This is a genomic window from Burkholderia sp. Bp8984 (genome assembly GCF_003853755.1).
Classification (GTDB): domain Bacteria; phylum Pseudomonadota; class Gammaproteobacteria; order Burkholderiales; family Burkholderiaceae; genus Burkholderia.
Genome location: NZ_QTQN01000043.1, coordinates 1 through 26924, shown reverse-complemented (window position 1 = coordinate 26924; position 26924 = coordinate 1). Strand labels below are relative to the sequence as shown.

Below are 26924 nucleotides of genomic sequence, written 5' to 3'. Positions count from 1 at the left end.
CTTGCTGCAGTAGGTGTAGATGATGAACTGATCTGGCAGCCTCAGCGCATTCTGGAGGGATATCAGTCAATTATGGGAAAATTGAATGTTATTGTCGAGAAGATGAAGGCGGATTGGTCTGTGGCGAGAAGGGCTTTTCATTTTGGAAGGGAATGTCATTTTTTTCTGAGATCTGATTTTGCTGATTCGGTTGCGCTTGATTCGACGATTCGGGGTATTCCGGACTCCGCGTCCGAGCTCGCGAAATTTTGGAAAATATCCGAGCGGGCAGATTTATTCAAAGATGTTGGGTACGGGCAGTGGGGCGTTCAGGTATTGTCGCCTCAAGAGGCCATCGATGAAACTGCGAGGCAAAGGGGAAGAAGGGCGCGAGAGTTTCTGAATGGTGATGTTGTTTTTGCTCGTTTTTACGGGGATTCAGAATTATTGTTGATGGATCCTGCTGGTGCGGTTTGCGTTGCTTTGCCTTTGGATAGTCGATGTGACTGGCCGAAGGTCGCGGATTCGTTTGCGGATTTTTTGGAAAAATTGATAGATTCTCAGGGAGCGAAATATTGGGAGCCACCGGAGAAAAGTCGCTAGTCTAGGAGTGGCGATCCGGCATGTTTGGCAGTTCGAGGGGATTGTGAGGCGGCAGTCGGGGAGTAGTGCAATCGATCCGGTTGGGAACGCGACGCACTTCGAGCATGGTTCGTATGGGTCACTCGTTCGTAAGGTGAGTGAGCATGGGGCCTGCCAATGAGCTGGATCTCGAATACAACATTCGAAACCAGCTTAACACCGGCGTGACGAAGGACTATCTTGCCGTCAGACAACGCACTTCGAATTTGCGGCGTGAACTTGGGATGCGACAACGCGTTCCAGGTCCCGAGACGGGCGTTGTGACCGCACCCGCATGGAACGAAACGCAGCCAGGGAATCGACTAACCATGCATCGGGGCGCAAAACGTGCGTTTCCAGGGACAATATTTGTATGGTGAGACCGGGGCTGCACTACACACTTTCCGATTGTGTAGCTCGGACATCGGCTATTTCATCAATCTGGTTCCGTCACGTCTGCATGACCAACGACGTCAACTGCGCCGCCCGCGTCACTTCCGTCTTCGCATAGATCGACTTGATCTGCGAGCGGATCGTGCCGATCGACACGCCGCGCAGCTCGGCGCATTCCTGCGGCGAGCGTCCGTCGCAGCACAGCAGCACCGCGAGATCGGCTTCGGCCGACGACAGTCCGTAGAACACGCGCAGCCGCTGCGCGCGTGCCGCCGGCGAACGCAGGTCGGCTGCCGTCATCAATGTCGCGACGCCGGGCCGCTCGCGCACGAGGCGTGACTGTTCGGGCACCGGTATCAGCGCAAGCGGTAGCGGTTCGCCCGTCGCACGGCGCAGCAACAGCCCACCGCGCGCGAACGCGTGCCGCCATTGCGCATCGTCGACGCAGCCTTCCGGTGCGAAGCGCCCGTTCGCGATCCGCAGCGCAGGTTCCGCCGCGATCAGTTGATCGGCTGCGCGATTCGTATAGCGGAGTTCGCGTTGCGCGCCGAGCAAGAACACCGGCACCGGAAGCGCATCGAGCGCCGATTCCGCGGCGGCCACGCGTGCTTCGAGTTCGCCGATGCGTGCCTCGATCCGCAACGCGCGGCTGATGTGTGCGCCCATGCTTTCGATCGCGACGCGCTGTGCGTCCGACAGGCCCTGCGATTCGGGGCCGCTCTGTACGCTGAGGAATGCGCCGGTGTGCTCACCGCGATGGATATACAGGCCGGCGATGCTGCCGATCCCGTATGGTTTCAGGAATTCCTGGTAGAACACGCAGTGGTCGCGCTGTGGGCGGGACAGTTGCTTGGCGTCCTCGAACCAGCGACCAGTCGGCCAGTTGCCGGCGATCGGTACGACCGGGTCATACAGATAGAACTCGGTGTTGTATGCGCGGCGGCAATCGGCAACCCACGGCTCGTCGTCGCCCGCAGCCCGGTCGATGACCGGCACTCCCGCCGCGTCGTCGAACGACAGCAGCGTGGCCATACGCACGCCTACCGACGATCGCAAGCCGTCGAGTACGACTTCCCATCTCTGATCGCCCAGTGCTGCAGCGTAGATGTCATCGAGCAATGCCGATGGAATCAACTCGTTCCGTTGCATTTGGCTACCCCGCGCGATGCGTTCTTTTTGACAGCCTTTCGGGCATATTACTCATTCTTGTACGAGGTTCAATATGCGGGCAGCGCTTTCTGCTCGAAGCATGTTGCTTCAGGGGTGCTTCTCGTCAGACGTAATGGCGATTCTCAATGTTTTCCTGCCGTTCTTTTGCATACAGGACAAAGCAGCGGCATCACCGGACGAATCAGACATTGCATTTTTTCATCCCCAATCTGGGGGATGAAATCCGATCCAAACATTGCTGAAATCTAGCCCAATGCACGGGGGAACGGAATGGAGTTGACCCTGTACTTCCGGACACCGCATCACCCTTAGGTTGAGGTGCTCATCGCCTACCTGGCCCCCCGTTGAGAGCGCAATTCAAGGTGCTGCTCGTTGTAAGGTTGACGGGTGATGGTCAGATTCCTCGCTGCTATCACAGCGTCCGGCCTGGGCATAAAGGCGACGTAGTCGCGCTTCATCGAATCTCCCGAGCGCGAGCAAGGCACGGTCGTGGGCTTTGGCGGTCAAAGGCAAACTTCTGGCGCTTGCTGTTAAGAAAACCACATAACATGTGTTGGTTGCATTTTCCACACGTTTGCTTGGAGCCTGAGGTTTCCTATGGAACGACGCGTGTTTCTCTCGGTTCTAGGTTCGGCTGCACTCGCGAACAGTTTGCCTGCCTTTGCACAGGCCGATAGATTTGAAACACTGCTTCATCAAATCCAGAATGACCCGGAAATGGTTGAGCAAAGTTGGATCTATCGCGATAAGACGGGGGCTCGCGGCGTACCTCATGGTAAACCCTCTAAGCGGCTATTGAGCCAGCGGTCGATCGATCTGATTGTTGCCTGCGAGGTCGCGAGCGAGGCGGTCTACAAAGCAAAGTATCAACGACCGATCTGGCCAAAGGGGCAGTCAGGCGTGACTATCGGAGTCGGCTACGACCTGCAGTCCGCAAACGCAGCCATCATCGATCGTGACTGGCCGATGCTCAGCGTGGACGACCGCGCGCTTCTGACAAGCGTGGCTGCACTCAAGGGGCCCGCCGCAAAGGCAGCTTTGCCGCGTGTGCAATCTGTCGAGATTTCTTGGTCGGACGCCTACACGCAGTTTCTCGCTTTCCTGCGATACCCCACCAAACAGACGGAAGACGCTTTTCCAAACTGCGGAATGTTATCCGACGATAGCTTCGGGGCACTCGTTTCGCTGGTTTACAACCGAGGGCCGTCGACGCATAACAACAAATCTCGGAAAGAGATGTACGAGATCAAGCAATTGATGGCAGCCGAGCAATTCGATAAAGTACCCGATCGAATTCGTGCAATGAAGCACCTCTGGCCGGGCCCCGACCAACGGGGATTACCCATTCGTCGTGAAGCAGAGGCCGCCTTGTTTGAGCGAGGGCGCCGTGCCTGAGGCCACTGCAATGATCACAGTCGCACAACCGGCACTGCGAAACAACAGTTGGCGAGTCCGATTCGGCCGAGTATTGTTGTTGATTGCAACGTCAATTGCATGCTGCGCGGCCTGCGGTCAAACACCGGTCCGCATTGCATTAGTTATTGGCAATACCCACTATAACCCGAATCCCTCTCTGCCAAACGCATTATCAGACGCGCAAAAGCTGGCTGAACAATTAAGGCGACAGGGCTTTACCTTGCAGCCGAACAGTTACGATCTCGACCGCCCCACTTTAACCAACGTGATCGCTGCATTCGGGAAGCGACTGCGTGCGGCTGGAGACAACGCGGTAGGCTTTTTCTACTATGCTGGCCACGCTGCTCAGGATGAATTCGGCAACAACTATCTGCTGCCGCTCACATCCAAGGCGCGAACTCCCGCCCAAGTTCGCAACGAAGGCACTCCGTTGCAGCCACTGCTGAAGGACATGGAGGAGGCCGGCAACCCAATCAACATCGTTGTGCTCGATGCGTGTCGCCAATGGTATCCGTCTAATACGCCACGAGATCCAAAGGGACTGCACGACATGGGTCGCCGTGGCAGCACGCTCATCGCCTATGCGACACGCGCTGGCGATATCGCTGACGAAGGCGCTTCGCTGGAGAGTAGTCCGTTCTCAGGTCGCTTGATTGAAGCAATAGCACGACATCCGAACGACCCGATAGTCCTGCTCTTTGACGACGTGAAGACGCTTGTTTCCAACGACACAGGCGGTGAACAACTCCCGCTCGTGGTTAACGGTCTCACTGCGTCAGGCCGCTGGAGCTTCGCCAGCGGCGAGTTCAATGGTGTGCCGGACAAACCTGAGCCGGTCGGAACGCCCGACAAAGTCACTCCTTTCCTGGAGGGCCTCGACCGTGCAAAGCTAGTGCACTTCTTCCGTGGCAGAGAATATTTTGCCGACGCGCTCCTCAAACACCGCGACGTCTTGGCCAAATACGAGATTAATACCCCGATCCGACTTGCCTACTTTTTAGGCGCCATCGGTTACGAGACCGGGGGATTTAGAGCCAAGGAGGATAGGCTTACATATTCTGCCGCAGCTTTGCGTAAGGACTGGCCTCGCCAAGTGACATCTGACGAAATGGCAAGAAGCCTCGTTGGTAAGCCCGAAGCCATCGCCAACGTGATCTACGGAGGCAGAAGCGACTTGGGGAACGGGCCACCAGGAAGCGGAGATGGCTGGCGATATCGTGGCCGCAACATATACGGCCTCCTTGTTGTCGGTCGGTACAACTACAAACGTTTCGGCGAAATGGTCGGCGTTGATCTACTCAATTCGCCAGACTTGGTCAATGATCCAGACATTGGATTGGCGGTCTCCGCGGCCATCTGGCACGCATACAATGTCAACCCGGCTGCTGACGCCGGAGACTTGGAACAGATCGCGCGAAGGTTACGCACCCCATTCAATCCCAAGGATACTGGCGAGCGGAACTGGTGGGTTAGCCAGGCTAAGACCGCTGTCAATTAGCAGGCGATGGGGCGGGGGCTTCGGCACTCCGCTCTGCCTCTCCATCAATCGCTGACCGCGTTCTCGTATGGAAGATCGTTCTACAGACCGCCATGCCCTGCCGATGCCTTTAGTCTCGGATGCGGTCGATCTACTACAACGCGGACTAGGACAATGACAGTCCGATATCCGATCTATCTCCTAACCGTCGGCATGAGAGCTGGGCGTGTGTTGGAGCAAACACTTCCTGCGGCCGCTTGCCAACCATCCTGGACCACTCATGCCATGAGTGATCAATGGCTGCGAAGAGGCGACACGACCTTTGACTTGGAGTCGACAACGGTAGATTACAGTCCGACGACGAACTTCCGAGTTCGGCCAAAAGCGGCCTCCGGCGATCATTCCACGACCGATGTTTCGCGTGGCAAAAGTGGCCCCTTGATCGTGCGAGACGCCACTGGGGACTCAGAACGGAGTATTCTAGGCGTGGGCCAACGTGATTTTCCGCTTTGGCTGGCAGAAATGTGGCTTTCACGCCATGCCGCGTAGAAGTAGATTTTTTGATTAAAACTTAATCGTTTATGCATTGACGGAGAACTCAATGCCAGACCAATATCCCTTCATCGTATCCAATAATAAAATTGAGCCAATTCTAAGTAGAATTCGCACAGCCGCAAAACCGGAAAAATTGTCACAGGAACTTCTCGCAACGTGGGGATTTACCGCATCAAATGATAGGGCAATGCCGCGGGTATTAAAGGCGCTAGGCTTTTTAACTGAAAATGGTGTGCCGACGGCTTATTACGACCGTCTCCGGGATCCTTCGGACTGGAAGCGAGTTTTGGGAGAGCGTGTTCGTGAAACTTACGCCGATCTGTTTGCAATTGATTCGAATATTCAATCGGCAAGCGAGGCAGAGGTAAAGGGGGCTATTAGCCGCATTACTGGAAAGGACGAAGAGGCTGTTAAGCGATATTATTCGACATTCAAGACTCTCGCTAGGCTGGCTGATTTTAGCGAGAGACCTGACCCAGCGCCGATCGTAAAAGAGGCGAATAACTCCTCTTCCTCAACAGCATTACCAGAAAAAACAACCGAGGCTGCGCCTCCCGCAGCGCCAGCATCGCATCGAAAAACTGAATATCATTACAATATACAGATTCATCTGCCGGTCACGACCGACATCACGGTTTATAACGCAATTTTTAAAAGCCTTCGTGATAATTTGGGGGTGTAGTCGATGCGGCAATTCGTTTTCAATGCACTGCTCGCGGAGAATTCGCTCGCTCAATTGGCGAGTGAAGGTATTGCGATTCGCGGCACCGCTACACCTCCGGTCATTACGGTCGACGAATTCGGTTTCAGCCCGCGCATCGTTTACGATGCAAAAAAAATGTCGTCGGTCTTTACGGCTTTTTTTTGCATTGAGAATTCAGCTCGAGATCTAATAGCCGAACGTCTTCTATCGCGCAAGGGTTTGGATTGGTGGGGTTGTGCGGTGCCAGCAAAGATTCGAGCGGCCGTTGAAAAACTTAAGGAAAAAGAGGCTGCGAATAAATATCATGCAGCCAGATCGGCTGCGTTAATTGGTTATACGCTTTTTGGAAATCTAGGTCAGATTATTATCGCGAACTGGGATGATTTTTCTGACTTGTTTCCGGATCAGGCATGGGTTATGTCGAGATTTAATGATCTGGAAATGTCTAGAAATATAATTATGCATACAGGAACACTGCCGCAGATCGAGGTTGATCGGATAGAGAGTATTTTGCGAGATTGGAATCGTCAGGTTGGCTGATGAATTGATATACTTAAAAATAGGCTTTGACTTCAGACGTTCGATTGGAGCGGCGTGACAGTCGGCTCTGGGTCGATCTGCGCCGGGCGGCGGCCGGCCGAGTTCGGCCAGAAGCCGCCACTAGTCAATGGAAAAACAGTCACTCAAGTTCAGTTACTAAGTTTTCAGTTAGTAACTTCACTTGAGGCGCGCGCTAAGACATTGATTTTTCGACGGTTCCGATGTCACCATATTGGTACTACAAACCGAAATCTTAGTACGTTGCATCGCGATTAGAGGATAGATGGCTTGGCTATCTCACGGCGAGAAAACTCTGACGCCATGAGATACAGAAACTGTTGCGGCTGCCCGGATATAAAGTCCTGAATTCGAGGACCGAAGGCACCGTCATTGATCGCGGGGAAATGGTGCGGTCGGTACCTCGTAATTGATCCCAAATAGTACGCGAGGATATAAGTCGAGAGTAGTTGCGGCAATGTTTGAGCGTCTTCTGCAGCCGGTCGAAGGTAAACGTAGTGCCTCCTGTACGGCGGAACTGACGAAACGGTGGTCCAGAGAATCCCCTGAATTGAGTGGAACAGAGATTCAAGAGAGTTCGCATATTTCGTGTTCGGGCAGACGACTGGTGTGATTTGTTGAATGCAGATCAGTTCCCGGCCGGAAGCATCGGTCTCGCTGCATGCGACCTGGGTAAACGCATTTTGCAGCTTTGACTCGGCGAGTAGTCGGGTAATGCTTACGCCGATTCGGGAAAGGTCGTCTGTAACGAAGTACAAATTCAGCCAGAGCTGGCGTGTGTTTTTGTTGAGGTAAGTGCGGATATCGTGGACTGCAATGAACCGTTCTTTCTTGCCCGCGGCAGATGCCCACAACCTGTGACCGGGAAGAATTTGTGGCAGGAGAGTCGGCACATCGAAGTCCTGATTCACAGCAAGGCCAGCACCCGTGAGCGCTAGCATGAACTCCGAAAAATTCTGCAAGTTGCCTTGAGCATTAGGACTGGGGAACGTGCGCAGGAAAGCGTCGGTGAGTTCGCGGTTGCTTGGAGCGCGAAGCATCTCTGAGATGCCGTGCTGGGCCTTATTAAACGTTTGTTGCGTTCCGCGAGTCAGGCAGAACGCCTTCACAAGGTTCATGAAGCAGTAGTAGAGCGTTAGCGGCCGAGCCGACACCCGCCGGGCATCCACTGCGCCTTCAAAGAAATCACGTGCTTGGTTCATGCATGCAAGAGCTTCAGGGCGAGCAACCACCGGGCATGTAGTCTTGATGGCTTGGTCAATGATGGCCCACGGATCAAGCGAGAAGAGCAATGATTGCAGGCTTGCATTACCTCTGGCCCCGAGCTTTGTTGGCCAAAAACTGAACGGAATCAGTTTTCCGTTGACTCGAAGCCGTTCGCCTACTCGCGCAGCAGGAAGCGCCATAAGTTGGATTGCCCTTATACATGAATGGAACTCGGCTTATGTTGCCGAGCGAATTTAGCAGCGTTCTGAACGTTCGGCACAAAGTCGGGCGAATAATAGATTGAACATCTGCGGCTTGCTTTCGCGGTGCCGGCCTGTCATTGAACGCATCCATTCTAGCGGGAACGACCACTGTTGGCAGTCAACGCGTCTGGCTGCTATGGGTCGGCTACGGTCCCCGCGTCGGGCGGCAGCCGGCCACAAGCAGACCTTCGCCTGGAGTGTGGTTGAGACTTTCAGATGGCGGCTTCGCTCAACAAGCGGTAATTCGGCCTCGGTAAGCCAGCGTCATGTCGCCTCTCTCCCTGATCTGCTGTTCGCTGTCCATTCGATTAATGTCGGCTGTCTCGCCGTTAGCGGACGGGACGAGCTAGGATGCGCAAACGCGGTGGGATCTCCTCGAGTAATACTGGGAATATAACTATGTGGCGAAAACGTTTCGGGATTGGTCGCGGACGCAGTGATGGCGATAGACATTCGAGAGTCTCTATCCCGATGCCCGTGCCGGCGCTTCACACTTCGACGTCAGCGCTCCGCCCCTCCGGCGGGGCTGGCGATCCGATCGGTGTCGCTGCGCGATGACCGGACCGCTTGTCCGTCTGTCCGCGTGGCGTGCTCGTCGCCGTGCGAGGCTCGCTGCGGAGGCCGCAAGAACCGAACGGCCGGACGGCGGGATCGGTGCGGAGGCGCCGATCCGGACTGCGTCCGAGGATCGCCTGAGGAGGGCGGACTTCGCAGGCCGCATAGCCGGCGTGCTCTCGGAACTCAGTCTGCGCGAAGGCAGGGTGTTCGCAATCCGAGGTGGGTGGGGCTTCGGCAAGTCCTCACTTAAGAATCTAATCACCGAGCGACTCGATGCCAAGAGTGACGGGGCCGACTGGCTTGACTTCAATCCCTGGCAGTGGGGCGACGGCGATGCGATCGCCCGCGCCCTCTTCGGCCAGATTGCGGATCGTCTGGGGGGCGAACATTCGAAGGCAGCGCTCGCCCGCGCCGAAGCGCTTCGACGGTACGGCGCGATCCTTACAGGGGCCAGCGCGCCGCTAAAAAAGGCCGGCGGCTCAAGTCATATAATTTCGACAGTGCTGACGAACGCCTCGGTGATCGCCGTCGCCTCGGCAATAGGCTTCGACCTCCCGACGGCAGCGAAGGTGGCAACTGGCCTCGCCATCCTCTCGATCGGCACGCCCCTGCTGGGTCGAGCGCTGTCGCATCTGTGACGTGATCGCGGCAGCGAACCGCTCGACAAGGTGCGCGATGCGCTGGAGGTTCGTCTTCGCGAACTCGACCGGCCGCTGGTTGTCTTCGTCGACGACATCGACCGGCTCGAGCCCGAGCAGATCAGGATGCTCCTCCGGCAGGTGAAGGCAAACGCCAACCTGCCCAACATCGTCTTTGTCCTCCTGTTCCAGCCCAGCATCATAGAGCGTGCGCTCGATCCGGTCGCAGACGGTGACGGTCGCGCTTTTCTCGAAAAGGTCGTGCAGGCTAGCTTCGACCTACCGGCGGTCCCGGTATCGATTGTGCATCATATATTCGGGGAAGAGCTCTCCGAGCTGGCGGGACCGTACGCAACGGAGGCGAATGGGTTCTCGCAGACGCGTTGGGGTAACGCGTTCGTCGGCTGCATCCAGCCGCTATTGCGCAACATGCGCGACGCGCGCCGATTGATCTCGTCCATCGCCGTGCACTTACCGTTGCATGCGGCCGGCGACGTATTTGAGGTGAATATTGTCGACTTCCTTCTTCTGGAGGCGCTCCGGGTCTTCGAACCGGACCTCCATGAGGCGCTGTTCCGAGAGAGGGAGCTGGTCCTCCAGGAGGGTCGGTTCCCGGGCTATGGTCGGCGGGATGAGGACAGGACAGCGGCCGAGCGACTTCTCGAGCTCGTGCCGGAGGAGCGCCGCGTCATCGCCCGGGACGCGCTCAAGGACCTCTTTCCGCCTCTCGAATGGGCATACGGGGGCACGAACTACGCAGAGGGCTCCCATCTCAAGTGGCTGACAGCCAAGCGGGTGTGCTCCCGGCGCTACTTCCCGCGTTACTTCGAACTCCAGACAGCGGCCGGCGAAATGTCGGAGCGTCGCTTCGTCGCGTTCCTCGACGCGACTGCGACGGAGGACGGGCTAGCTGCCGCGATCGCCGATGTCGAGACCGATGGCTTGCTGCCCTCGCTCGTCGCGAGGTTCGACGAGTCCGTCGACCGCCTTCCGGTCGAAAACGCCGCCGTGCTGCTTCCCGCGATGTTCGGGATCGCCCAGAAGCTCGCAGGCCTGCGCGCCGGCGACCCCTTCGATTCGCCCTGGCTTTCAGCATGGCGAGCGACAAGCTGGTTCCTAAAACGGGTGCCGGAAGGTATGCGAGGTGATCTGGCGCTTGAGGCGCTCCGCCAGACCAAGGCGCTGTCAATTGCTGCGATCTTGATTCATCTTAACGATCCCGCCGATCGGAAGGAGGGGGAGAACGACGCCTTCGATCCGGCGCTCGACACCGATACCGTCGAGGCAATGAAAGCCGAATGGCTGCGGTTGATGAGGAGCCGCGCCGCGGACGTCGACGTGCTGATCGCCGAACCGGATCTCATGTCCTATTTGTACCGATGGAGGGACTACGCTGGTTCATTGGACGAACCCCGCGAGTGGATGGTCGAGGCGATCCGGACCGACGAGGGCTTCGCAAGGATGGCCACACGCATGATGAACCGGGGCACGGTCCACGCGTGGGGTGACAGGGTCTCTGCACCGCACAACACATTCAACAAACAGACGATCGACGACTTCGTCGGCATTGACGTGGCCAAGGTCAGGTGCGACGCGATCGATCCCGCAGAATTCCCCGAGCACGAGGAGGCCCTGCGAACGCTGCGTCGCTCTGTTGATATGTGGCTTGGACTAAGAGAGCGCGACCCATTCGATTTCTAATCGGGTGGCCCATGTCTAGGCCGAGTTGACCAGAAAGGTGCTGTCATGCGCCAGAAAGCGGTCGTACTTATGGTCCCGTCGACCAATCGATGTTGAAACTCAAATGCTTCTCCTAAATGTCGAAGGGGCCATTGAATTCACTGGGCGGCCAGTGTCCGTATAGGACGGCCTTCAGCCAACCGATGTGGTCGATGGAACGGCCGTTGTACTTTGGAAGCAACCGCTGCAGTCGTGCCGGGGCAGATGTCGGCTTCGGGTCGATTGCGGACTGTGGAGGCTGTAGAAAAGAACGTTCCCGGCAAGCAATTTCTTTATGTCGATAAGTCAGAGGAGACGGAGCAGCAGTCGCTTCTGTATCGAACTGTGATCATGTTGTGAGTGATACCAATTCATTCGAACTGTTTCAAATGATCGTGTCCCGAGTCGATCAACGTCCGCGTCAGTTTGCTTTTCCTTCCGCATCTGCGCATGCAATGGCGCGGCCCGCGCAGGCAAAATTGCGTTCCTATGCCTAACGGCTAACGTTCGAGCAAGTCGCAAATATTGGGCGTTAGCGATGGTCTAATACGCAATGTCCAATGATGATCGCGCGTGCATCGCGCGCGCGAATGGGCACAACGTAACCGGTAAGCCCTATCGAAACATCGCTTTCATCGGGGCAAAAACAAAGGAGGAATCCCGACCATAAAAACGCCGCAGTAAACGAGCGCGGGCCGCAAGTGCTACCAACACTCACGACCCGCTAACCAAAGCCAACTACCAAGGAGTTGCCCATGGCTAAGCCGAATCATAAAGCACGACCACCGAAGACGGAGCGTTTCGTCACGATCCAGGAAATGTGGGGTACCCCGAAAACGGACGTCAAGCCGGAGAAGTTCTACCCGTACATGAAGATTGGTGGAATGTGGCTGATCGAAGATGCGTGTTTTGTACCCGGCCAGAAGGCACGGATTGATATTGAGCCTGGCAGGCTGATCATCACGAAACTGTAAAAGGCAACGCCGCAAGACGCGGCCGCGCTGCGCGATGTCGCGCAGCGCGCCGGGCAGGGTAGCCGCCATCGGCCGCCCCCAATGCATCACCAGGCAATATTGCACGACGACCGCGACGTTCCCGCGCCACCTGTAGCTGTGCAATGCGTGCCGGCGCCGTTGTCATAGAACGTCCGTGTCTCCGGTTGCGGCACTGACGGATCAAACGGATTCGGCGTACCGTGCGGCCCGCGCGCGGCATCGTAAGTCCGCGTTGGCGCATACGATCCGCCGCTGCCGACAGGTCGCGAACCATTCGCCCGCAGGTATTCGTCCCAGTTCTGCGCGCGCTGTTCATATTCGGGCAAAGCGCGCCCGAGGCTGTCGCTCCCGCCTGCGCCGAGCGCAACGCGATTCGCGGGCAATACGAAATCGGATTCGGGTACGGACGCAGTGTGCGATTCGAGCGTATCGCCTGACACACGCACCGGCCGCGTATCAGGCGTATCGAACGGGCTGCGTTCAGCCGGCGCAGCGTACTTTACGCGTCGGGTTGCGCGTGCCGAGCGCCCATCATCGCGAGCCACGGCCTGACGTTCCGAACGAAACACGTTGGCACCGCCCGAACGATCGACGAGCGAATCGCGGCCCGAGGCGTCGACGGTAGAAACAGAAAGCGCACAAGCAAGCGCGGCAGCGGAAGAAAGACGGAAGGGATGATTCATATGCGATCCGAAGCAGGTGATGTGCATTGAAAAAACGGCAGATCACTGGCTGGCGAGACTGAACGACGGACGGGCGTTGAAGCGGCCCTGAAGCGACGGCGAAGCGCGGCGGGCGCGGTTCGCGGGAAGGCTGGCTGGATTGCAGAGGCGAGTTCGCATTATTTCATAAAAATAACAACCAGCTTTCGTGAGTGCCGTAAACGTCAGCATATGGAAGGATTAACCGATCCACCCCGCCGCCCCGCGTTGGTGCGCGCCCACGCAATCCTCAGTCGATTGATTTAAAACACACCGACCCCTAAAAACAAAAAATCTCGCGATCCACGATCACAGATCGCCGCAAAGCCCCATCCATCAAGCTACAACCCCAAACCTCCACCCAAAATCGCAACCCAATTGCACCCACCGCAAACGTTCTCCGCCCGCCCGAGTTGCTCCCAAATCGCCACCTCTCCCCACCCAAGTTTCTCCGTGTTTTCCCTCATAGAAGCGGCATTTTTGACAGACGATTTAAAAACCCCCATATAATTTCGACTGCCTTGCCAACGGCTGTCGGACCATCCCTCCGAACGAGCAGTTGGCAAGCGGGGCAGGCGAAACGCTTGCGCAATGCAAGACGCATCACGATGTCTTTCCGAACCAGACGTCCCCCTTGGGGGACTGCAAGAGCCGGGCCCCGCTACGCAACATTCATCCGCAGGTCCGTCTTCATGTGTCTCGGGCGTGTCCCATGTCCTCGCCCCGGGTGCTGTTCGATTGCGCAAGTCATGCCGCCTTTGCCCGTATGACTAAACAACATCGAGGAGCTCCCAGATGACGCTGTCCCGTCTTACGTCCATTTCCGTCGCCGCCGTGCTGTTCGCCGCCGGCGCCGCCGCCGCGCAAGCGGAAACCGTGAAGATCGCCATCGCTGGTCCGATGAGCGGCTCGGTCGCCCAATACGGCGACATGGTGAAGGCCGGCGCGCTGACCGCGATCGAACAGATCAACGCGGCAGGCGGCGCGGGCGGCAACAAGTTCGAAGTCGTGCAGATGGACGACGCATGCGAACCGAAGCAGGCCGTCGCCGTCGCCAACAAGATCGTCAGCCAGAAGATCAAGTACGTGATCGGCCACGTGTGCTCGGGTTCGACGATCCCCGCCTCCGACATCTACGAGAACGAAGGCATCGTGATGGTCACGCCGTCGGCCACCGCGCCGCAGCTGACGGAAGGCAAGAAGCGCCACTTCATCTTCCGCACGATCGGCCGTGACGACCAGCAAGGCCCGGCCGCCGCGCACTACATCATCAACAACGTGAAGCCGAAGAAGGTCGCGATCCTGCACGACAAGCAATCGTACGGCCAGGGCATCGCGTCGTCGGTGAAGAAGGACCTCGAAGGCGCGAAGATCCCGGTCGTGCTGTTCGAAGGCATCAATGCCGGCGATTCGGACTACTCGGCGATCATCACGAAGCTGAAGTCGCAAGGCGTCGACTTCGTCTACTTCGGCGGCTACCACCCGGAAATGGGCCTGCTGATGCGCCAGGCGCGCGAGCAGGGCGTGAAGGCGACGTTCATGGGCCCTGAAGGCGTGGGCAACAAGGACGTGACGGCGATCGCCGGCCCGGCTTCGGAAGGCATGCTCGTCACGCTGCCGGCAGATTTCTCGGCCGACCCGGCCAACGCTGCGCTCGTGAAGGCGTTCGCGGACAAGAAGCGCGACCCGAACGGCCCGTTCCAGATGCCGTCGTACGCTGCGGTGAAGATCATCGCCGACGCGATCGCCGGCGCGAAGACGACCGACCCGACCAAGGTCGCCGCGTACATGCACAAGACGACGTTCGACACGCCGATCGGCAAGGTCGCGTATGACGCCCAGGGCGACCTGAAGGCGTTCAAGTTCGTCGTCTACACGTGGCACAAGGACGCGACGAAGACCGCCGCCAAGTAATCCGGCGTACCCGCCCGCGCGCCCGCCCTGTCCGAGACCCGGACGGGGCGGGCGTGCATTCGCGCCGCGCATGACCGCATTGCGCGGCCGACGGGCGGCCCGAGACGACACCGTGCGTTGCGCGCGGCCGACCGCCGTGATCCGGCGACGGCACGCGACCCAGCGCCAACGGGAGCTTCCCGCACATGACTGACTTCTTTCCTCAATTCGCCCAGCAGCTGGTCAACGGCCTGACGCTGGGTGCGATCTATGCGTTGATCGCCATCGGCTACTCGATGGTCTACGGCATCATCGGCATGATCAACTTCGCCCACGGCGAGATCTACATGATCGGCGCATACGTGGGCCTCGTGACCCTCACCGCCATCGGCATCTCCGCCGGTTATCCGCTGCCGCTCGTGCTCGGCGCCGCGCTGATCGTGTCGGTGCTCGTCACCGGCCTGTACGGCTTCGCGGTCGAGCGTGTCGCATATCGCCCGCTGCGCGGCGGCCCGCGCCTCGTGCCGCTGATCTCCGCGATCGGCATGTCGATCTTCCTGCAGAACTACGTGCAGATCGGCCAGGGCGCGCGCGACGTGTCGGTGCCGGTGCTGATCTCCGGCGCATTCGACATCCATCTCGGCGGCGATTACGACGTGACGATTCCGTATGCGCGTCTGCTGATCGTCTGCGTGACGGTCGTGCTGATGATCGCGCTCACGCTGTTCATCTCGCATTCGCGGATGGGCCGCGCGTGCCGCGCCTGCGCCGAAGACATGAAGATGGCGAACCTGCTCGGCATCGACACGAACCGCGTGATCTCGTTCACGTTCGTGCTCGGCGCGATGCTGGCGGCCGTCGGCGGCGTGCTGATCGGGCTGACGATCGGCAAGCTGAACCCGTACATCGGCTTCGTCGCGGGCATCAAGGCGTTCACCGCCGCGGTGCTGGGCGGGATCGGCAGCATCCCGGGCGCGATGCTCGGCGGCGTGCTGCTGGGCCTCGCCGAAACCTTCGCCGCAGGGTACATGCCGGCCGAGTACAAGGACGTGGTCGCGTTCGGCCTGCTCGTGCTGATCCTGCTCTTCCGCCCGACCGGCCTGCTCGGCAAGTCGGACATCGAAAAGGTCTGAGGGAGACGCAGATGAGTCAAGTCATTTCCGTTCGCCGCCCGGCCGCCGACGCGTCGGTCGGCCAGGCGCTGAAGAATGCCGCGGCCGCCGCGCTCCTGACGGCGATCCTCACGATCCCGGTGCTCGGCCTGCAGCTGAAGCTCGACGGCTATCAGGTGGTGCTCACGCCGCACTGGCGTCCGGTGTGGATCGCGGTCGCGGCCGTGTTCCTGTTCCAGTTGTTCAAGCCGTGGCTCGTGCGCGCGAAATCGGCGGTGAAGCTGCCGGCGATGCCCGCGATGGGCGCGCAGCAGCAGCGCGCGATCATCTGGGTGTTGCTCGCGGTCGGCCTCGTGTGGCCGTTCTTCGGTTCGCGCGGTGCGGTGGACGTCGCGACGCTCGCGCTGATCTACGTGATCCTCGGCCTCGGGCTGAACATCGTGGTCGGTTTCGCGGGCCTGCTGGATCTCGGTTATGTCGGGTTCTACGCGGTCGGCGGCTATACGTACGCGATGCTGAACCAGTATTTCGGGCTGTCGTTCTGGGAGTGCCTGCCGATCGCGGCGATCGCCGCAGCGACGTTCGGCTTCCTGCTCGGCTTCCCGGTGCTGCGTCTGCGCGGCGACTACCTCGCGATCGTCACGCTCGGCTTCGGCGAAATCATCCGCCTGCTCGCGAACAACCTGACGAGCCTCACCGGCGGCCCGGACGGCATCTCGAGCATTCCGAAGCCGACGGTGTTCGGCTTCGAGATGGCGCGCTCGGCGAGCGTCGAAGGCGCGAAGACCTTCCATGAACTGATCGGGCTGGAATACAGCGGCGAACACATGGTGATCTTCCTGTACCTGATCGCGCTGGTGCTGGTCGGCTTCACGCTGTTCGTGACGAGCCGCCTGATCCGCATGCCGATGGGCCGCGCGTGGGAAGCGCTGCGCGACGACGAGATCGCCTGCCGTTCGCTGGGTCTCAACCCGACGCGCATCAAGCTGTCGGCGTTCACGCTCGGCGCGGCGTTCGCGGGCATCGGCGGCGCGTTCTTCGCGGCGCGCCAGGGCCTCGTGAATCCTGAATCGTTCACCTTCATCGAGTCGGCGCTGATCCTCGCGATCGTCGTGCTCGGCGGGATGGGCTCGCAGCTCGGCGTGATTCTCGCGGCGATCCTGCTGACCGTGCTGCCGGAAGTCGCGCGCGGCTTCGCCGAGTACCGGATGCTGATCTTCGGTCTGGTGATGGTGTTGATGATGATGTGGCGTCCGCAGGGCCTGCTGCCCGCGAGCCGTCCCCACGTGGAGCTGCCGCAATGAGCGCGAATACGGAACTGTTGAAGGTCGCCGGGCTGCAGATGCGCTTCGGCGGATTGCTCGCGGTGGACGGCATCGATTTCGACGTGCGCCGCAACGAGGTGTTCGCGATCATCGGGCCGAACGGCGCGGGCAAGACCACGGTGTTCAACTGCGTCGGCGGCTTCTACAAGCCGACCGGCGGCGACGTCGTGCTCGACGGCCACGCGATCGCGGGGCTGCCGAGCCACCAGATCGCGTTGAAGGGCCTCGTGCGCACGTTCCAGAACATCCGCCTGTTCAAGTCGCTGACGGTGGTCGAGAACCTGCTCGTCGCGCAGCATCGCAAGGTGAAGTCGGGGCTGTTGCCGGGCCTGTTCTCGACGCCCGCGTATCGTCGCGCCGAGAAGGAAGCGCTCGAACGCGCGGCCGTGTGGCTCGATCGGATGGGGCTGAAGTCGGTCGCCAACCGGCAGGCGGGCACGCTGTCGTACGGGCACCAGCGGCGTCTGGAGATCGCGCGCTGCATGATCACCGAGCCGCGCCTGTTGATGCTGGACGAACCGGCGGCCGGTCTCAACCCGCAGGAAAAGATCGAGCTGCAGCACCTGATCGACAAGCTGCGCCACGAGTTCGGCGTATCGGTGCTGCTGATCGAACACGACATGAGCCTCGTGATGGGCGTGTCGGACCGCATCCTCGTGATGGAGCACGGCCGGCCGATCGTGATCGGCACGCCGGAAGCGGTCCGCAACGACCCGCGCGTGATCAAGGCGTATCTGGGGGAAGAGTGATGCTGAAGCTGGAACAGGTCCATACGCACTATGGCGCGGTCGAGGCGCTCGCGGGCGTGTCGATCGAGGTGAAGAAGGGCGAGATCGTCACGCTGATCGGCAGCAACGGCGCCGGCAAGACGACGCTGATGATGACCGTATGCGGCACGCCGCGCGCGTCGTCGGGCCGCGTGCTGTTCGAGGGCAACGACATCACTGCGATGTCGACGCACCAGATCATGCGGCAGGGGATGGCAATCTCGCCGGAAGGACGGCGCGTGTTCCCGAGCCTGACGGTGCTCGAGAACCTGAAGATGGGCGGGTTCTTCGCGAGCCGTCATGAGATCGACGATGGCATCGAGCACGTGTTCAAGCTGTTTCCGCGCCTGAAGGAACGCGCGGCGCAGCGGGCCGGCACGATGTCGGGCGGCGAGCAGCAGATGCTGGCGATCGGCCGGGCGCTGATGAGCAAGCCGCGCCTGCTGCTGCTCGACGAGCCGACGCTCGGCCTCGCACCGCTCGTGATCGCGCAGATCTTCGACATCATCCGGACGATTCGTGACGAGGGTGTCACGGTGTTCCTGGTCGAGCAGAACGCGAACAAGGCGCTGGGTGTGGCCGATCGCGGCTACGTGCTCGAAACGGGGCGCGTGGTGCTCGCCGACACGGGCGCGAACCTGCTCGCGAACGACCGCATCAAGCAGGCGTATCTCGGCGGTTGACGAGAGAAAGCCGCCGGCCTGCAATGGGCCGGCGGTCTACGGGAATTGTGTAGCCGATTCGGCTTCGATCGTAGCAAATTTGGCTACATGTGGACTCGGTGGTGAACGAGTGCTTTGTCAGTGCAACATCGTTGATGACCGACGTGAAGGCATGGCTAGTGGCGAACAAGCCCGAGCTACTGGAAATTCAATAGCAGTTGCCGTCAAATCGCATTCGTCTTCCTGGCGAATTCGATGAAGATCAAACGAACCGTCGCGAACGTCGACACGCTGATGTTCGACGACGCGAAACACCTCTATCAGCAGCGGTTCGGCCTCGACCTGCTGATGACTCTTCTACCCTAGCCGATCCTGAACGTGCTTTTCAGCACGTCGCGTAAATGCAGCGCGGCGCGATTGCTGTCGTCCGTGAGGATCGTGATCAGGTGCGGTGGCAGATCCGGCAGCGCGATCCCCGCGACGTTGCTCGTCAGGTTGCCGGACACGCGATCGTGCTCGATGATGCCGACCGCGAGGCCATTCGCGATGCACGCTTCAACCGCCGGCGAGCTCGCGCTCTCGAGCAGCATCCGGTGCGCGATCTTCGCCTTCTTCAGCGCGTTCAGCGCGGTGTCGCGGTACGGACATCCCTGCAGCTGCACGGCGATCGGCAGCGGCGCGTCGGGATTGAACTTGAAGGTGCGCGCGGCGACCCACACCGGATGGGTCTTGCTGAGCAGTTCCGCGTGCGGCAGCGCTTTCGGCACGACGGCAATCGTGATGTCGAGCTGGCCGCGGGAAAACAGCTGCTGCAGTTCCTCGCTGGAGCGCGCTTCGACGGTCAGTTCGAGCAACGGCCGGTCGGCGGCGAAGCGCGGCAGGAATTCCGCCATGAAATGCGCGGCATACGAATCGGGGATGCCGAGCCGCAACTTGCCGGTCAGGATCTGCGGCGACAGCGATTCGACCAGCCGGTCGTGGCTCGACAGGAACTCGGTGGTGTCGCCGAGCAGCTTGTGGCCGAACTGCGTGAGCTCGACGGCCTGGTTGTTTCGCGTAAACAGCCGCTGCGCGACCATCTCCTCGAGCTTCTGGATCTGTGCCGTGACCGACGACGGGCTGCGATTCACATACGCGGCCGCATCCTTGAAGCGGCCGAGCTTCGCGACGGCGTGGAAGGTACGCAGCAGGTCGACGTCCAGGGTGCGCGGCATGATTTTGATTTTCCGAATCAGTGATTCAGGTAATGTCGATTGACGGAATTATTGCGCCTCCCTATCCTCGGGTCAACAGGCGGACGACGGCAGGCATTCGATCGAGCGTGACACGTATCCCGGGGAACGATTCATGTCTATCAATGATTTTGTAGTGGATGCATTGGTGCGGGACAGGAAGCTGAAGGCGGAGTCGGTATGGACGGTCGAGAATCACGAGAAGTATTCGACGTTGCAGCGCACGGACGATGCCGCGCGGCAACGCGAGGCGGGGCGTGAAGTCTTCTCCTTGATGCGGAACCTGAACGAATTGGGGGTTCGGAGTCCTGCATTATGTGCGGATCGCAATGGAAAAGGATCGTTGCGGGAAGCGATCGGTGCGTTGAGCGAGCGTCTCGCCACGTTGTCGCGCGGCCGCCATGTTCACTACATCGAACTCGGGCCCGAGCCGGTCAAGACGACCGAACTGATGAAGGGCGTCAGCGGCGGCGGGCCGGACCATCTGCGGTACACGGCGGTCGACATCAACGAGTCGTCGGAACACGCGATGCGCGACGCGATCATGCCGTTCCTGAAGACGCCCGGCTGTTTCAACTACATCGCCGACGACTACCGGAACGTGCAGTGGAACCACATCGATCTGGGCCAGGACATGACCTTCATCACGATGCTCGGGTTCCAGGAAGGCAACGAGTTGCCGGTGACGATCGGCCGGCTGATCCGCAATCTCGGCGGCAAGTCGACCTACGTTGTGTCGGAGATGCAACTGTTCGTGGAAGGCCGCGAAGCGCACATCTATGACTTCTACCGCAACGAGAACATGGTGCGGTTTTCCGAAGTCGTCAGCCGGCAGCAGGGCTTCGAGCCGCACGGCGAGCATGACGTGTCGATCGTCCGGCTGAACCTGCTGGGCGATCAGTTCCACGTCGCGGTTACGCTGCAGCCGGTGTCGAAGGCCGGCGTCCACGGGCATCTGATCACCAACGTCTGCCTGAAATACACGCCCGAGCAATTCCGCCACGTGCGCAGCAGTCACGGCAACTGCCGGGTGATCGACGAGCTGCGCAGCGGGGACGGCAGCGTCGTGTACCAGATTGCGCAGTTCAAGGGCTAGCACCCCGGGGCCGCAACGACGAGAGCGAGGCACGCGATGAACAAGGGAAATGCACTGCCGGTGTTTGCGCGCGGGTTCGATCGGGTGAGGCTTGCGCTGCGGACCTCGCTGGCCGGCGACGCGAATGTCGTGGACGACACGGTTACCATTGCGGAACGGATGCGCTGGACGAGCGGCTTCCTGCGCGACGGCTATCAGGTGCGGTATCGCCGCAACCTCGACGATCTCGGCTATCGCGACGTGCCGATGCGCGGCACGCAGTCGAACGCGCTCAACGCGGTGTGCAGCCTGCGCGGGTTGTTCTCCGACGAAGCGGTTCACGCGTTGCGCGAGATCGGCCGCACGCTGGAACGCAGCGCGTCGCACAGCAACTGGATCATCTCGAAGCGGGTGCGTGCGGTGACGAACCGCTCGCGCTTCATCGACGCCATGATGCACGACCGCGCGTTCCTGCTGCGGCTGTCGCGTCTGGCCGGCGCGCCGTTGATCCCGTATCCGATGATCAATGCGCGCTCGCAGTTCAACTATTACTACCCGACGCGCGAGCGCGACGACAAGGAACAGGTCGGCATGTGGCACACCGACGGCACCAGTTTCGTGCTGAACATCGTGCTGTCGGATCGATCCGAATACGAGGGTGGAAACTTTCTGTTCTACGAATCGACTGCCGAGACGTTCGATCGGCACGATCGCGAACGCGCGCATGTGAAGACGGCGGATTTGAGCCAGGCGGGCGACGCGCTGCTGATCTACGGCAGCAAGCTGTTTCACGGCGTCGAACCGGTCGAGGCAGGGCGGCGCATGTCGCTGGTGCTGTCGTTTCATTGCCCGTATACACGCGAAGACGACAACGGCTTCTGGCATCTCGCTTCGGACGACGGCATCCCGCGCACGGTCGTCAACTGGCTGGCACTGCAACGCAGCCTTCGCGACGACGCGGCGATGCAGTACCTTCGCCTCGGTCTCGAACCGATCCGGTTCGAAGAGCTGGGCGACGCGCACACATCCACGGTCACGTTCTGAGGGGCGCAGTTCCGATGCAGCTTTTCCTGATCCAGCTCGTGTTCGTGTTGTCGTGGAGTTCCGGCTTCATCGGCGCCAAGCTCGGCGCGGAGACGGCCGGTGCGTTCAACCTGCTGTTCTGGCGTTTTCTGCTCGTCACGCTCTGTCTGGCGATCGTCCTCAACAGGCGGCTCGGGCGCCTGACGCTGGAGAAGATTCGCTATCACGCGGTGATCGGCTTTCTGTCGCAGTTCCTCTACCTGGCCTGCGTCTACGTCGCGATCCAGCATGGGCTGCCGCCGGGCATCGCGGCGATCGTCGCGGCGTTGCAGCCGCTCATCACGGCGGCGATGACGACGTTCGAAGGCAGCGAGCGCAGCGGCGCGCGCCAGTGGGCCGGGCTCGTGCTCGGATTCATCGGCGTCGGCATCGTGATCGGCGGGCAATACGCGCTGCCGACCGAATCGGTCGGCATCGTCATGTACCTGCTGCCGCTGGTGTCCGCGCTGGGGCTGTCGATCGCGACGATCTATCAGCGGCGGCGCGCGCTCACGACGGCGCGCAGCAACGAGGACGGGTTGTTTCTGCCGCTGTTCGTGCAGGGGTGCGTGAGCCTCGTGCTGTTCGCGGCATGCGGGCTCGTCACCGGCGATCTGCATGTGCCGACGCAGCCGAACGTCTGGTTGTCCGTCGTGTGGCTGACGGTGTTCTCGACGTTCATGGCTTACCTGACGTTATGGGCGCTGCTCAAGCGCATGCCCGCGACGCGCGTGGCGACGCTCGTCTATCTCGAACCGCCCGTGACGCTGACCTGGGCCGCGTGGATGTTCGGCGACCGGATTCCGGTGACGACCTATCTCGGCATCGTCGTCGTCGCGCTCGGCGTGTGGCTCGCCAGCAAGCACGGCGAACGGTTCGGCCGGACGCGGCGGCCAGGCATGGAAGCGGCCCGCGGCAGCGAGCCGGACGCCGGGTTCACGCGTGCAACGCCAGACCCTTCACGGCTTTATCCACGGCCTTCTTCGGCCCGTGCAATGCAAGGCCGACCAGATCGAGATTCGTCGCGTCCCCGGCGCGAAACACTTCGCGATTGGCCGCGTCGTGCCCGGTCGAGAACATCGCGCGCACGTACGGCACGATCCTGACTTCGCGCGACAGCGCGTGCCGATGCGCGGCCTGCAGGCCGTCGAGATCGGCCGCGAACACCAGCATCGGCTGGCCGAACATGCGGCCGTAGCGATTCCCGGCCGCATCCTCGTAAGGCTCGCCGAGCGCTTCGGGCGCGCCGGCCGCGACGCCCGTCGCGAGAAATGCGACCACGTTGAGTTTCTGCCACGCCGCGAGATCGTCGCGCACGATCAATGCCACTTTCGTATCGAACATGAGTGCTCCTCGTTGAAGCGCTCATGATCGGATAGCCGGCGCGATCAGTCTGGAACGTTTGTGCACATCCGCCGATAGGCGGCCGGCGTCATCCTATACGCACGCCGGAACCAGCGGCCGAGGTGACTCTGGTCGGCGAAGCCGACGTCCGCGGCGGCCTGCGCCGGCGTGCGGCCCGCCGCGAGCAGCCGGCGCGCCGCGCGCAGGCGCAGGCGAACCAGGTACGCGTGCGGCGACGTTCCGTACGCGCGCTGGAACAGCCGTGTGAGCCGGAAGCGATCGATGCCGGCCCGCTCGGCGAGTTCGTCGAGGCCGAGATTGCCGTCCAGATGCGCGTGCAGCAGGTCGCGCACGCGCACGATCGCCGGCGGCACGGTGCCCGTGCTCGCGTTGGCGCTTGCCGCGACCGACTCGCGCAACTGACCGCCGAGGCGCATGAGGAGACGGTCGAGCGTCTGGTCGCGCGCGAGCTTGCCTTCGTTGCCGTGGATCGCGAGAAACGCGTGGCGGATCGCGTCGACGAGGCGGCGATCGTCGACGAGCGTATGGCCGAACGCGGCTTCGACGCCGCTCAGGCCGGGAAGATCGATTCGGCGGGCCGCACGTTCGACCCACGCCTGTGGCAGGTACAGCATCGAGTAGGTGAAGCCGCCGGCTTCCGGCGCATGGCCGTCGTGCAGCGCGCCCGGTTCGATCAGGATCGCGCGGCCCGGCACGCTCGTGTGCAGCGACCGATGACACTGGAAACGCTGTACGCCTTGTTCCGTGAAGCCGATCAGCATGTCGTCGTGATCGTGCGGATCGTACGCATGCCCGCTGAAATGCGCGCGCAGGCTTTCGATCCCCGTTTCCGGATCGCGGCGCGCGACGAGCCAGTGTTCGTTCGTGCCGTTGTCGTTTGCCGCGCTTGCCATCGCTCGCCTCGCTGCCCGTCGTCGTTGCCTGCCGGATAGTGTACGCAGATCGTACGCGCTTCGCGCGGCAGCGACGGGCGGCGGGGTTACAGCACGCGTGCGATCGCCTGTTCCAGCAGCGACAGCCCGAGATCGATTTCCGCTTCGCTGACGGTCAGCGGCGGCGCGATCCGGAACACGCCGCCCATTCCGGGCAACTGCACGATGTTCATGCTGAGCCCGAGGTTCATGCATTCGCGCGTGATCTTCGCGCCAAGGCCGTCCGCCGGCTCCTTCGTCCGCCGGTCCTTGACGATCTCGACGCCGAGCAGCAGGCCGCGCCCGCGCACGTCGCCGATGCAGTCGAAGCGCTCCATCAGGTCGAGCAGCCCGCGCCGCAGCCGGTCGCCCATCACGTTCGCCCGCTGGACGAGGCCGTCGCGCTGCACCACGTCGAGCACGCGCAGGCCGACCGCTGCCGGCAGCGGGTCCGACACGTGGGTCGTGTAGAACAGGTAGCCGAGTTCGTGCGCGCGTTCCTCGATCCGCGCGGACGTGACGACCGCCGCGAGCGGCAGCCCCGCGCCGAGGGTTTTCGACAGCGTGAGGAGGTCGGGCGTCACGCCGTCGCGCTGGCACGCGAACATCGTGCCGGTGCGCCCGACGCCGGTTTGCGCTTCGTCGAGGATCAGCAGCATCCCGCGCTCCTCGCACTTGCGCTTGAGCGCCGCCATGTAGCCTTCGGGCAATTCGATGATGCCGCCCGAGCTGAGGATCGGCTCCGCGATGAACGCGGCGAGGTTGCCGCTCGACTGGCGATCGATCAGGTCGAATGCGTAGTCGAGTTCGGCGAGATAGTCGTAGGTGCCGTTGCGCTCGAAGCGCGGCCGGTACGCGAACGGCGCCGGAATCGCGAACGAGCCGACGGCGGCCGGGCCGACGCCCTTGCGGCCGGCGCTGTACGTGGCGGATGCCGCCGCGCCCGTCATCCCGTGCCACGACTGCGCGAAGCCGACGATCTCGTACTTGCCGGTGACGAGCTTCGCCATCCGGATCGCCGCTTCGTTCGATTCCGCGCCGGTGCTCAGCAGCAGCGCGCGATCGAGCCCGGGCGGCGTGAGGTCGGCGAGGCGCGTCGCGAGGTCGACGACGGGGCGCGACAGCATCCCGCTGAACAGGTGATCGAGCTTGCCCGCGTATTCGTTGATGACGGAGACGATCTCCGGATGGCTGTGCCCGAGCACCGCGCTCATCTGGCCCGACGTGAAATCGAGGATCGCGCGGCCGTCCGCGTCGTAGACGAAGCTGCCTTGCGCGCGCTCGATGATCATCGGCTCGAACGTGCCGCCGTAGCGGATCAGGTGCTGCCTGGCGTTGTGCCAGAAGGTTGCGTCGTCGTTCAGGGACATCGGGCTTCTCCGGACAAGGGCCAAGGATCGCTTGCAGTCTAGGCGCCGGTCTGGTTTTATGGAAACGAATAGTTCTTATGCAAGGTAGAAAAGGAGCTAATACCTTGGCACGTTCGCTCGAAATCGACCTGCTGCGCTCGTTCGTCGTCATCGCCGAAGTGCGCTCGCTCAGCCGCGCGGCGGCGCGGGTCGGCCGCACGCAGTCCGCGCTCAGCCAGCAGATGCGGCGGCTCGAGGAAAGCGTCGACCAGCCGCTGTTCCAGCGCACCGGGCGCGGCCTGCTGCTCACGCATCCCGGCGAGCGGCTGCTCGTGCATGCGCAGCGCATCCTGCGGCAGCACGACGAGGCGATGGCCGATCTGTGCGGCACCGGGTTGTCGGGCACGATCCGGTTCGGCTGCCCGGACGATTACGCGGGCGTGTTCCTGCCTTCGCTGCTGCGGCAGTTTTCGAGCCAGCATCCGCAGGCGATCGTCGAAGTCGTGTGCGGGCCGACGCCGCGCTTGCTCGAACAGCTCGACAAGCGGGCGGTCGATCTGGCGATGGTGTCCGTGCCGGACGATGGCTCGGACGGCGACTTCATCCGCCGCGAGCAACTGGTGTGGATCGGCTATCCGGGGCTCGATGCCGCGCGGTTCGATCCGTTGCCGCTCGCGCTGTCCGATCCCGATACGCTCGATCACATCGCGGCCTGTGAGGCGCTGCATCGCGCGGGCCGCGATTATCGCGTCGCGTATGCGAGCAGCAGCCTCGCGGGGCTGACCGCGCTGGTGCGTTCGGGGCAGGCGTTCGCGGTGATGACGCAGACGGCGGTGCCGGCGGATCTGGCCATCCTCGCCAGCGATCGCGGATTGCCGCCGCTGCCGGCGGTCGGCATTACGCTGCGGTTCGACCGGAAGCGGCCGTCGCATCTGACGGCGGCGTTCGCGGAGCATATTCGGGCGGTGTTGCCGGTGCTGTGAGGGCGGGGTAGGGCGTGTGGGTGATCGGTCGAGCGATGCGCCGTTTTCTGATGGAGAGGGGGAATGCTGATGCAGCAGTACCTGCGCCTTGTCTGATAGGGATCGGCACACGAAGCTACGCCACGACCTACGCTCGATCTTTTCAGGACTGGCCGATGCCGACCCATATCAGCCCTTCGGGCCAGCGGAGGATCAATGGCGGCTCAATGCCCCGTTGCGGTCATTTGTCGTCGTCC

General features: G+C 61.2%; 23 protein-coding genes and 1 pseudogene. 17 read left to right on the top strand and 7 right to left on the bottom strand.

Annotation, left to right across the window (positions count from 1 at the left end; genetic code table 11):
* Positions 1-72 precede the first annotated feature (72 nt).
* Positions 73-582, top strand: coding sequence for a hypothetical protein (locus DID98_RS31120; RefSeq protein ID WP_124523196.1), 510 nt, complete (start codon positions 73-75; stop codon positions 580-582).
* A gap of 468 nt (positions 583-1050) precedes the next feature.
* Here DID98_RS31120 and DID98_RS31115 read toward each other — a convergent pair whose 3' ends face one another.
* Positions 1051-2025 (bottom strand): helix-turn-helix transcriptional regulator, encoded by a 975-nt coding sequence (locus tag DID98_RS31115; protein WP_260426270.1) that lies wholly within the window; start codon positions 2023-2025, stop codon positions 1051-1053.
* Positions 2026-2760: 735 nt separating this feature from the next.
* Between DID98_RS31115 and DID98_RS31110 the strand changes: the two genes are divergently transcribed.
* From DID98_RS31110 to DID98_RS31095, 4 genes are all read left to right on the top strand, one after another.
* Entirely contained in the window at positions 2761-3558 is a 798-nt protein-coding gene (locus DID98_RS31110) for a hypothetical protein (protein ID WP_124523200.1), read from the top strand.
* Between the two features lie 10 nt (positions 3559-3568).
* The gene (locus DID98_RS31105) at positions 3569-5077 is read left to right on the top strand and encodes a caspase family protein (RefSeq protein ID WP_124523202.1); all 1509 of its coding nucleotides are present in this window, start codon (positions 3569-3571) and stop codon (positions 5075-5077) included.
* 580 nt (positions 5078-5657) lie between these two features.
* Positions 5658-6293 carry a DUF5343 domain-containing protein gene (locus DID98_RS31100; RefSeq protein WP_124523204.1) on the top strand — a complete coding sequence of 212 codons (636 nt, stop codon included), beginning with the start codon at positions 5658-5660 and terminating at the stop codon, positions 6291-6293.
* Positions 6294-6296: 3 nt separating this feature from the next.
* Positions 6297-6854: a Swt1 family HEPN domain-containing protein gene (locus DID98_RS31095; protein WP_124523206.1), complete on the top strand. Its 558-nt coding sequence runs from the start codon at positions 6297-6299 to the stop codon at positions 6852-6854.
* 272 nt (positions 6855-7126) lie between these two features.
* On the opposite strand, the gene DID98_RS31090 is transcribed toward DID98_RS31095, so the two are convergent.
* Entirely contained in the window at positions 7127-8278 is a 1152-nt protein-coding gene (locus DID98_RS31090) for a YaaC family protein (RefSeq protein WP_124523208.1), read from the bottom strand.
* Positions 8279-8895: 617 nt separating this feature from the next.
* On the opposite strand from DID98_RS31090, the gene DID98_RS36670 reads away from it, so the two are divergent.
* The 3 genes from DID98_RS36670 to DID98_RS31080 all read left to right on the top strand — a co-directional run bounded on the left by DID98_RS36670 (position 8896) and on the right by DID98_RS31080 (position 12230).
* Positions 8896-9537: a P-loop NTPase fold protein gene (locus DID98_RS36670; protein ID WP_221621956.1), complete on the top strand. Its 642-nt coding sequence runs from the start codon at positions 8896-8898 to the stop codon at positions 9535-9537.
* A gap of 30 nt (positions 9538-9567) precedes the next feature.
* Complete coding sequence (locus DID98_RS31085) at positions 9568-11238, top strand: P-loop NTPase fold protein (protein ID WP_221621955.1); 1671 nt, start codon at positions 9568-9570, stop codon at positions 11236-11238.
* Positions 11239-12011: 773 nt separating this feature from the next.
* Complete coding sequence (locus tag DID98_RS31080; protein ID WP_124523210.1) at positions 12012-12230, top strand: hypothetical protein; 219 nt, start codon at positions 12012-12014, stop codon at positions 12228-12230.
* An 86-nt stretch (positions 12231-12316) separates the two neighbouring features.
* Here DID98_RS31080 and DID98_RS31075 read toward each other — a convergent pair whose 3' ends face one another.
* On the bottom strand, positions 12317-12934 hold the full coding sequence (locus DID98_RS31075) for a hypothetical protein (RefSeq protein WP_260426269.1): 618 nt from the start codon (positions 12932-12934) through the stop codon (positions 12317-12319).
* An 813-nt stretch (positions 12935-13747) separates the two neighbouring features.
* On the opposite strand from DID98_RS31075, the gene DID98_RS31070 reads away from it, so the two are divergent.
* The 5 genes from DID98_RS31070 to DID98_RS31050 all read left to right on the top strand — a co-directional run bounded on the left by DID98_RS31070 (position 13748) and on the right by DID98_RS31050 (position 18732).
* Positions 13748-14866 carry a branched-chain amino acid ABC transporter substrate-binding protein gene (locus DID98_RS31070; RefSeq protein WP_044846845.1) on the top strand — a complete coding sequence of 373 codons (1119 nt, stop codon included), beginning with the start codon at positions 13748-13750 and terminating at the stop codon, positions 14864-14866.
* A 185-nt stretch (positions 14867-15051) separates the two neighbouring features.
* Positions 15052-15978, top strand: coding sequence for a high-affinity branched-chain amino acid ABC transporter permease LivH (gene livH, locus DID98_RS31065; RefSeq protein ID WP_044846846.1), 927 nt, complete (start codon positions 15052-15054; stop codon positions 15976-15978).
* Positions 15979-15989: 11 nt separating this feature from the next.
* The gene (locus tag DID98_RS31060) at positions 15990-17261 is read left to right on the top strand and encodes a high-affinity branched-chain amino acid ABC transporter permease LivM (RefSeq protein ID WP_044846847.1); all 1272 of its coding nucleotides are present in this window, start codon (positions 15990-15992) and stop codon (positions 17259-17261) included.
* The gene (livG, locus tag DID98_RS31055) at positions 17258-18031 is read left to right on the top strand and encodes a high-affinity branched-chain amino acid ABC transporter ATP-binding protein LivG (protein ID WP_044846848.1); all 774 of its coding nucleotides are present in this window, start codon (positions 17258-17260) and stop codon (positions 18029-18031) included. The genes DID98_RS31060 and livG overlap by 4 nt, the downstream gene beginning before the upstream one ends.
* A complete protein-coding gene (locus DID98_RS31050; RefSeq protein ID WP_044846849.1) occupies positions 18031-18732 on the top strand; it encodes an ABC transporter ATP-binding protein in 702 nt (233 codons plus the stop codon). Before livG ends, DID98_RS31050 begins: the two co-directional genes overlap by 1 nt.
* A gap of 341 nt (positions 18733-19073) precedes the next feature.
* On the opposite strand, the gene DID98_RS31040 is transcribed toward DID98_RS31050, so the two are convergent.
* The gene (locus DID98_RS31040; protein WP_044846850.1) at positions 19074-19925 is read right to left on the bottom strand and encodes a LysR substrate-binding domain-containing protein; all 852 of its coding nucleotides are present in this window, start codon (positions 19923-19925) and stop codon (positions 19074-19076) included.
* Positions 19926-20058: 133 nt separating this feature from the next.
* Here DID98_RS31040 and DID98_RS31035 point away from each other — a divergent pair, with 133 nt between their 5' ends.
* From DID98_RS31035 to DID98_RS31025, 3 genes and pseudogenes are all read left to right on the top strand, one after another.
* Positions 20059-21039 carry a hypothetical protein gene (locus tag DID98_RS31035; RefSeq protein WP_044846851.1) on the top strand — a complete coding sequence of 327 codons (981 nt, stop codon included), beginning with the start codon at positions 20059-20061 and terminating at the stop codon, positions 21037-21039.
* Positions 21040-21075: 36 nt separating this feature from the next.
* Positions 21076-22062, top strand: a complete 987-nt coding sequence (locus DID98_RS31030) for a 2OG-Fe(II) oxygenase (protein ID WP_124523214.1) — start codon at positions 21076-21078, stop codon at positions 22060-22062.
* A gap of 14 nt (positions 22063-22076) precedes the next feature.
* Positions 22077-22880, top strand: a pseudogene (locus DID98_RS31025) (DMT family transporter); the annotation flags it as partial.
* Positions 22881-23016: 136 nt separating this feature from the next.
* Here DID98_RS31025 and DID98_RS31020 read toward each other — a convergent pair.
* The 3 genes from DID98_RS31020 to DID98_RS31010 all read right to left on the bottom strand — a co-directional run bounded on the left by DID98_RS31020 (position 23017) and on the right by DID98_RS31010 (position 25726).
* Positions 23017-23424, bottom strand: coding sequence for a DUF2000 family protein (locus DID98_RS31020; RefSeq protein ID WP_124485251.1), 408 nt, complete (start codon positions 23422-23424; stop codon positions 23017-23019).
* 44 nt (positions 23425-23468) lie between these two features.
* Entirely contained in the window at positions 23469-24338 is an 870-nt protein-coding gene (locus DID98_RS31015) for an AraC family transcriptional regulator (protein ID WP_124523216.1), read from the bottom strand.
* Between the two features lie 86 nt (positions 24339-24424).
* Positions 24425-25726, bottom strand: a complete 1302-nt coding sequence (locus tag DID98_RS31010) for an aspartate aminotransferase family protein (RefSeq protein WP_124523218.1) — start codon at positions 25724-25726, stop codon at positions 24425-24427.
* Between the two features lie 77 nt (positions 25727-25803).
* Here DID98_RS31010 and DID98_RS31005 point away from each other — a divergent pair, with 77 nt between their 5' ends.
* Complete coding sequence (locus DID98_RS31005) at positions 25804-26688, top strand: LysR family transcriptional regulator (RefSeq protein ID WP_185500408.1); 885 nt, start codon at positions 25804-25806, stop codon at positions 26686-26688.
* Positions 26689-26924: the final 236 nt, after the last annotated feature.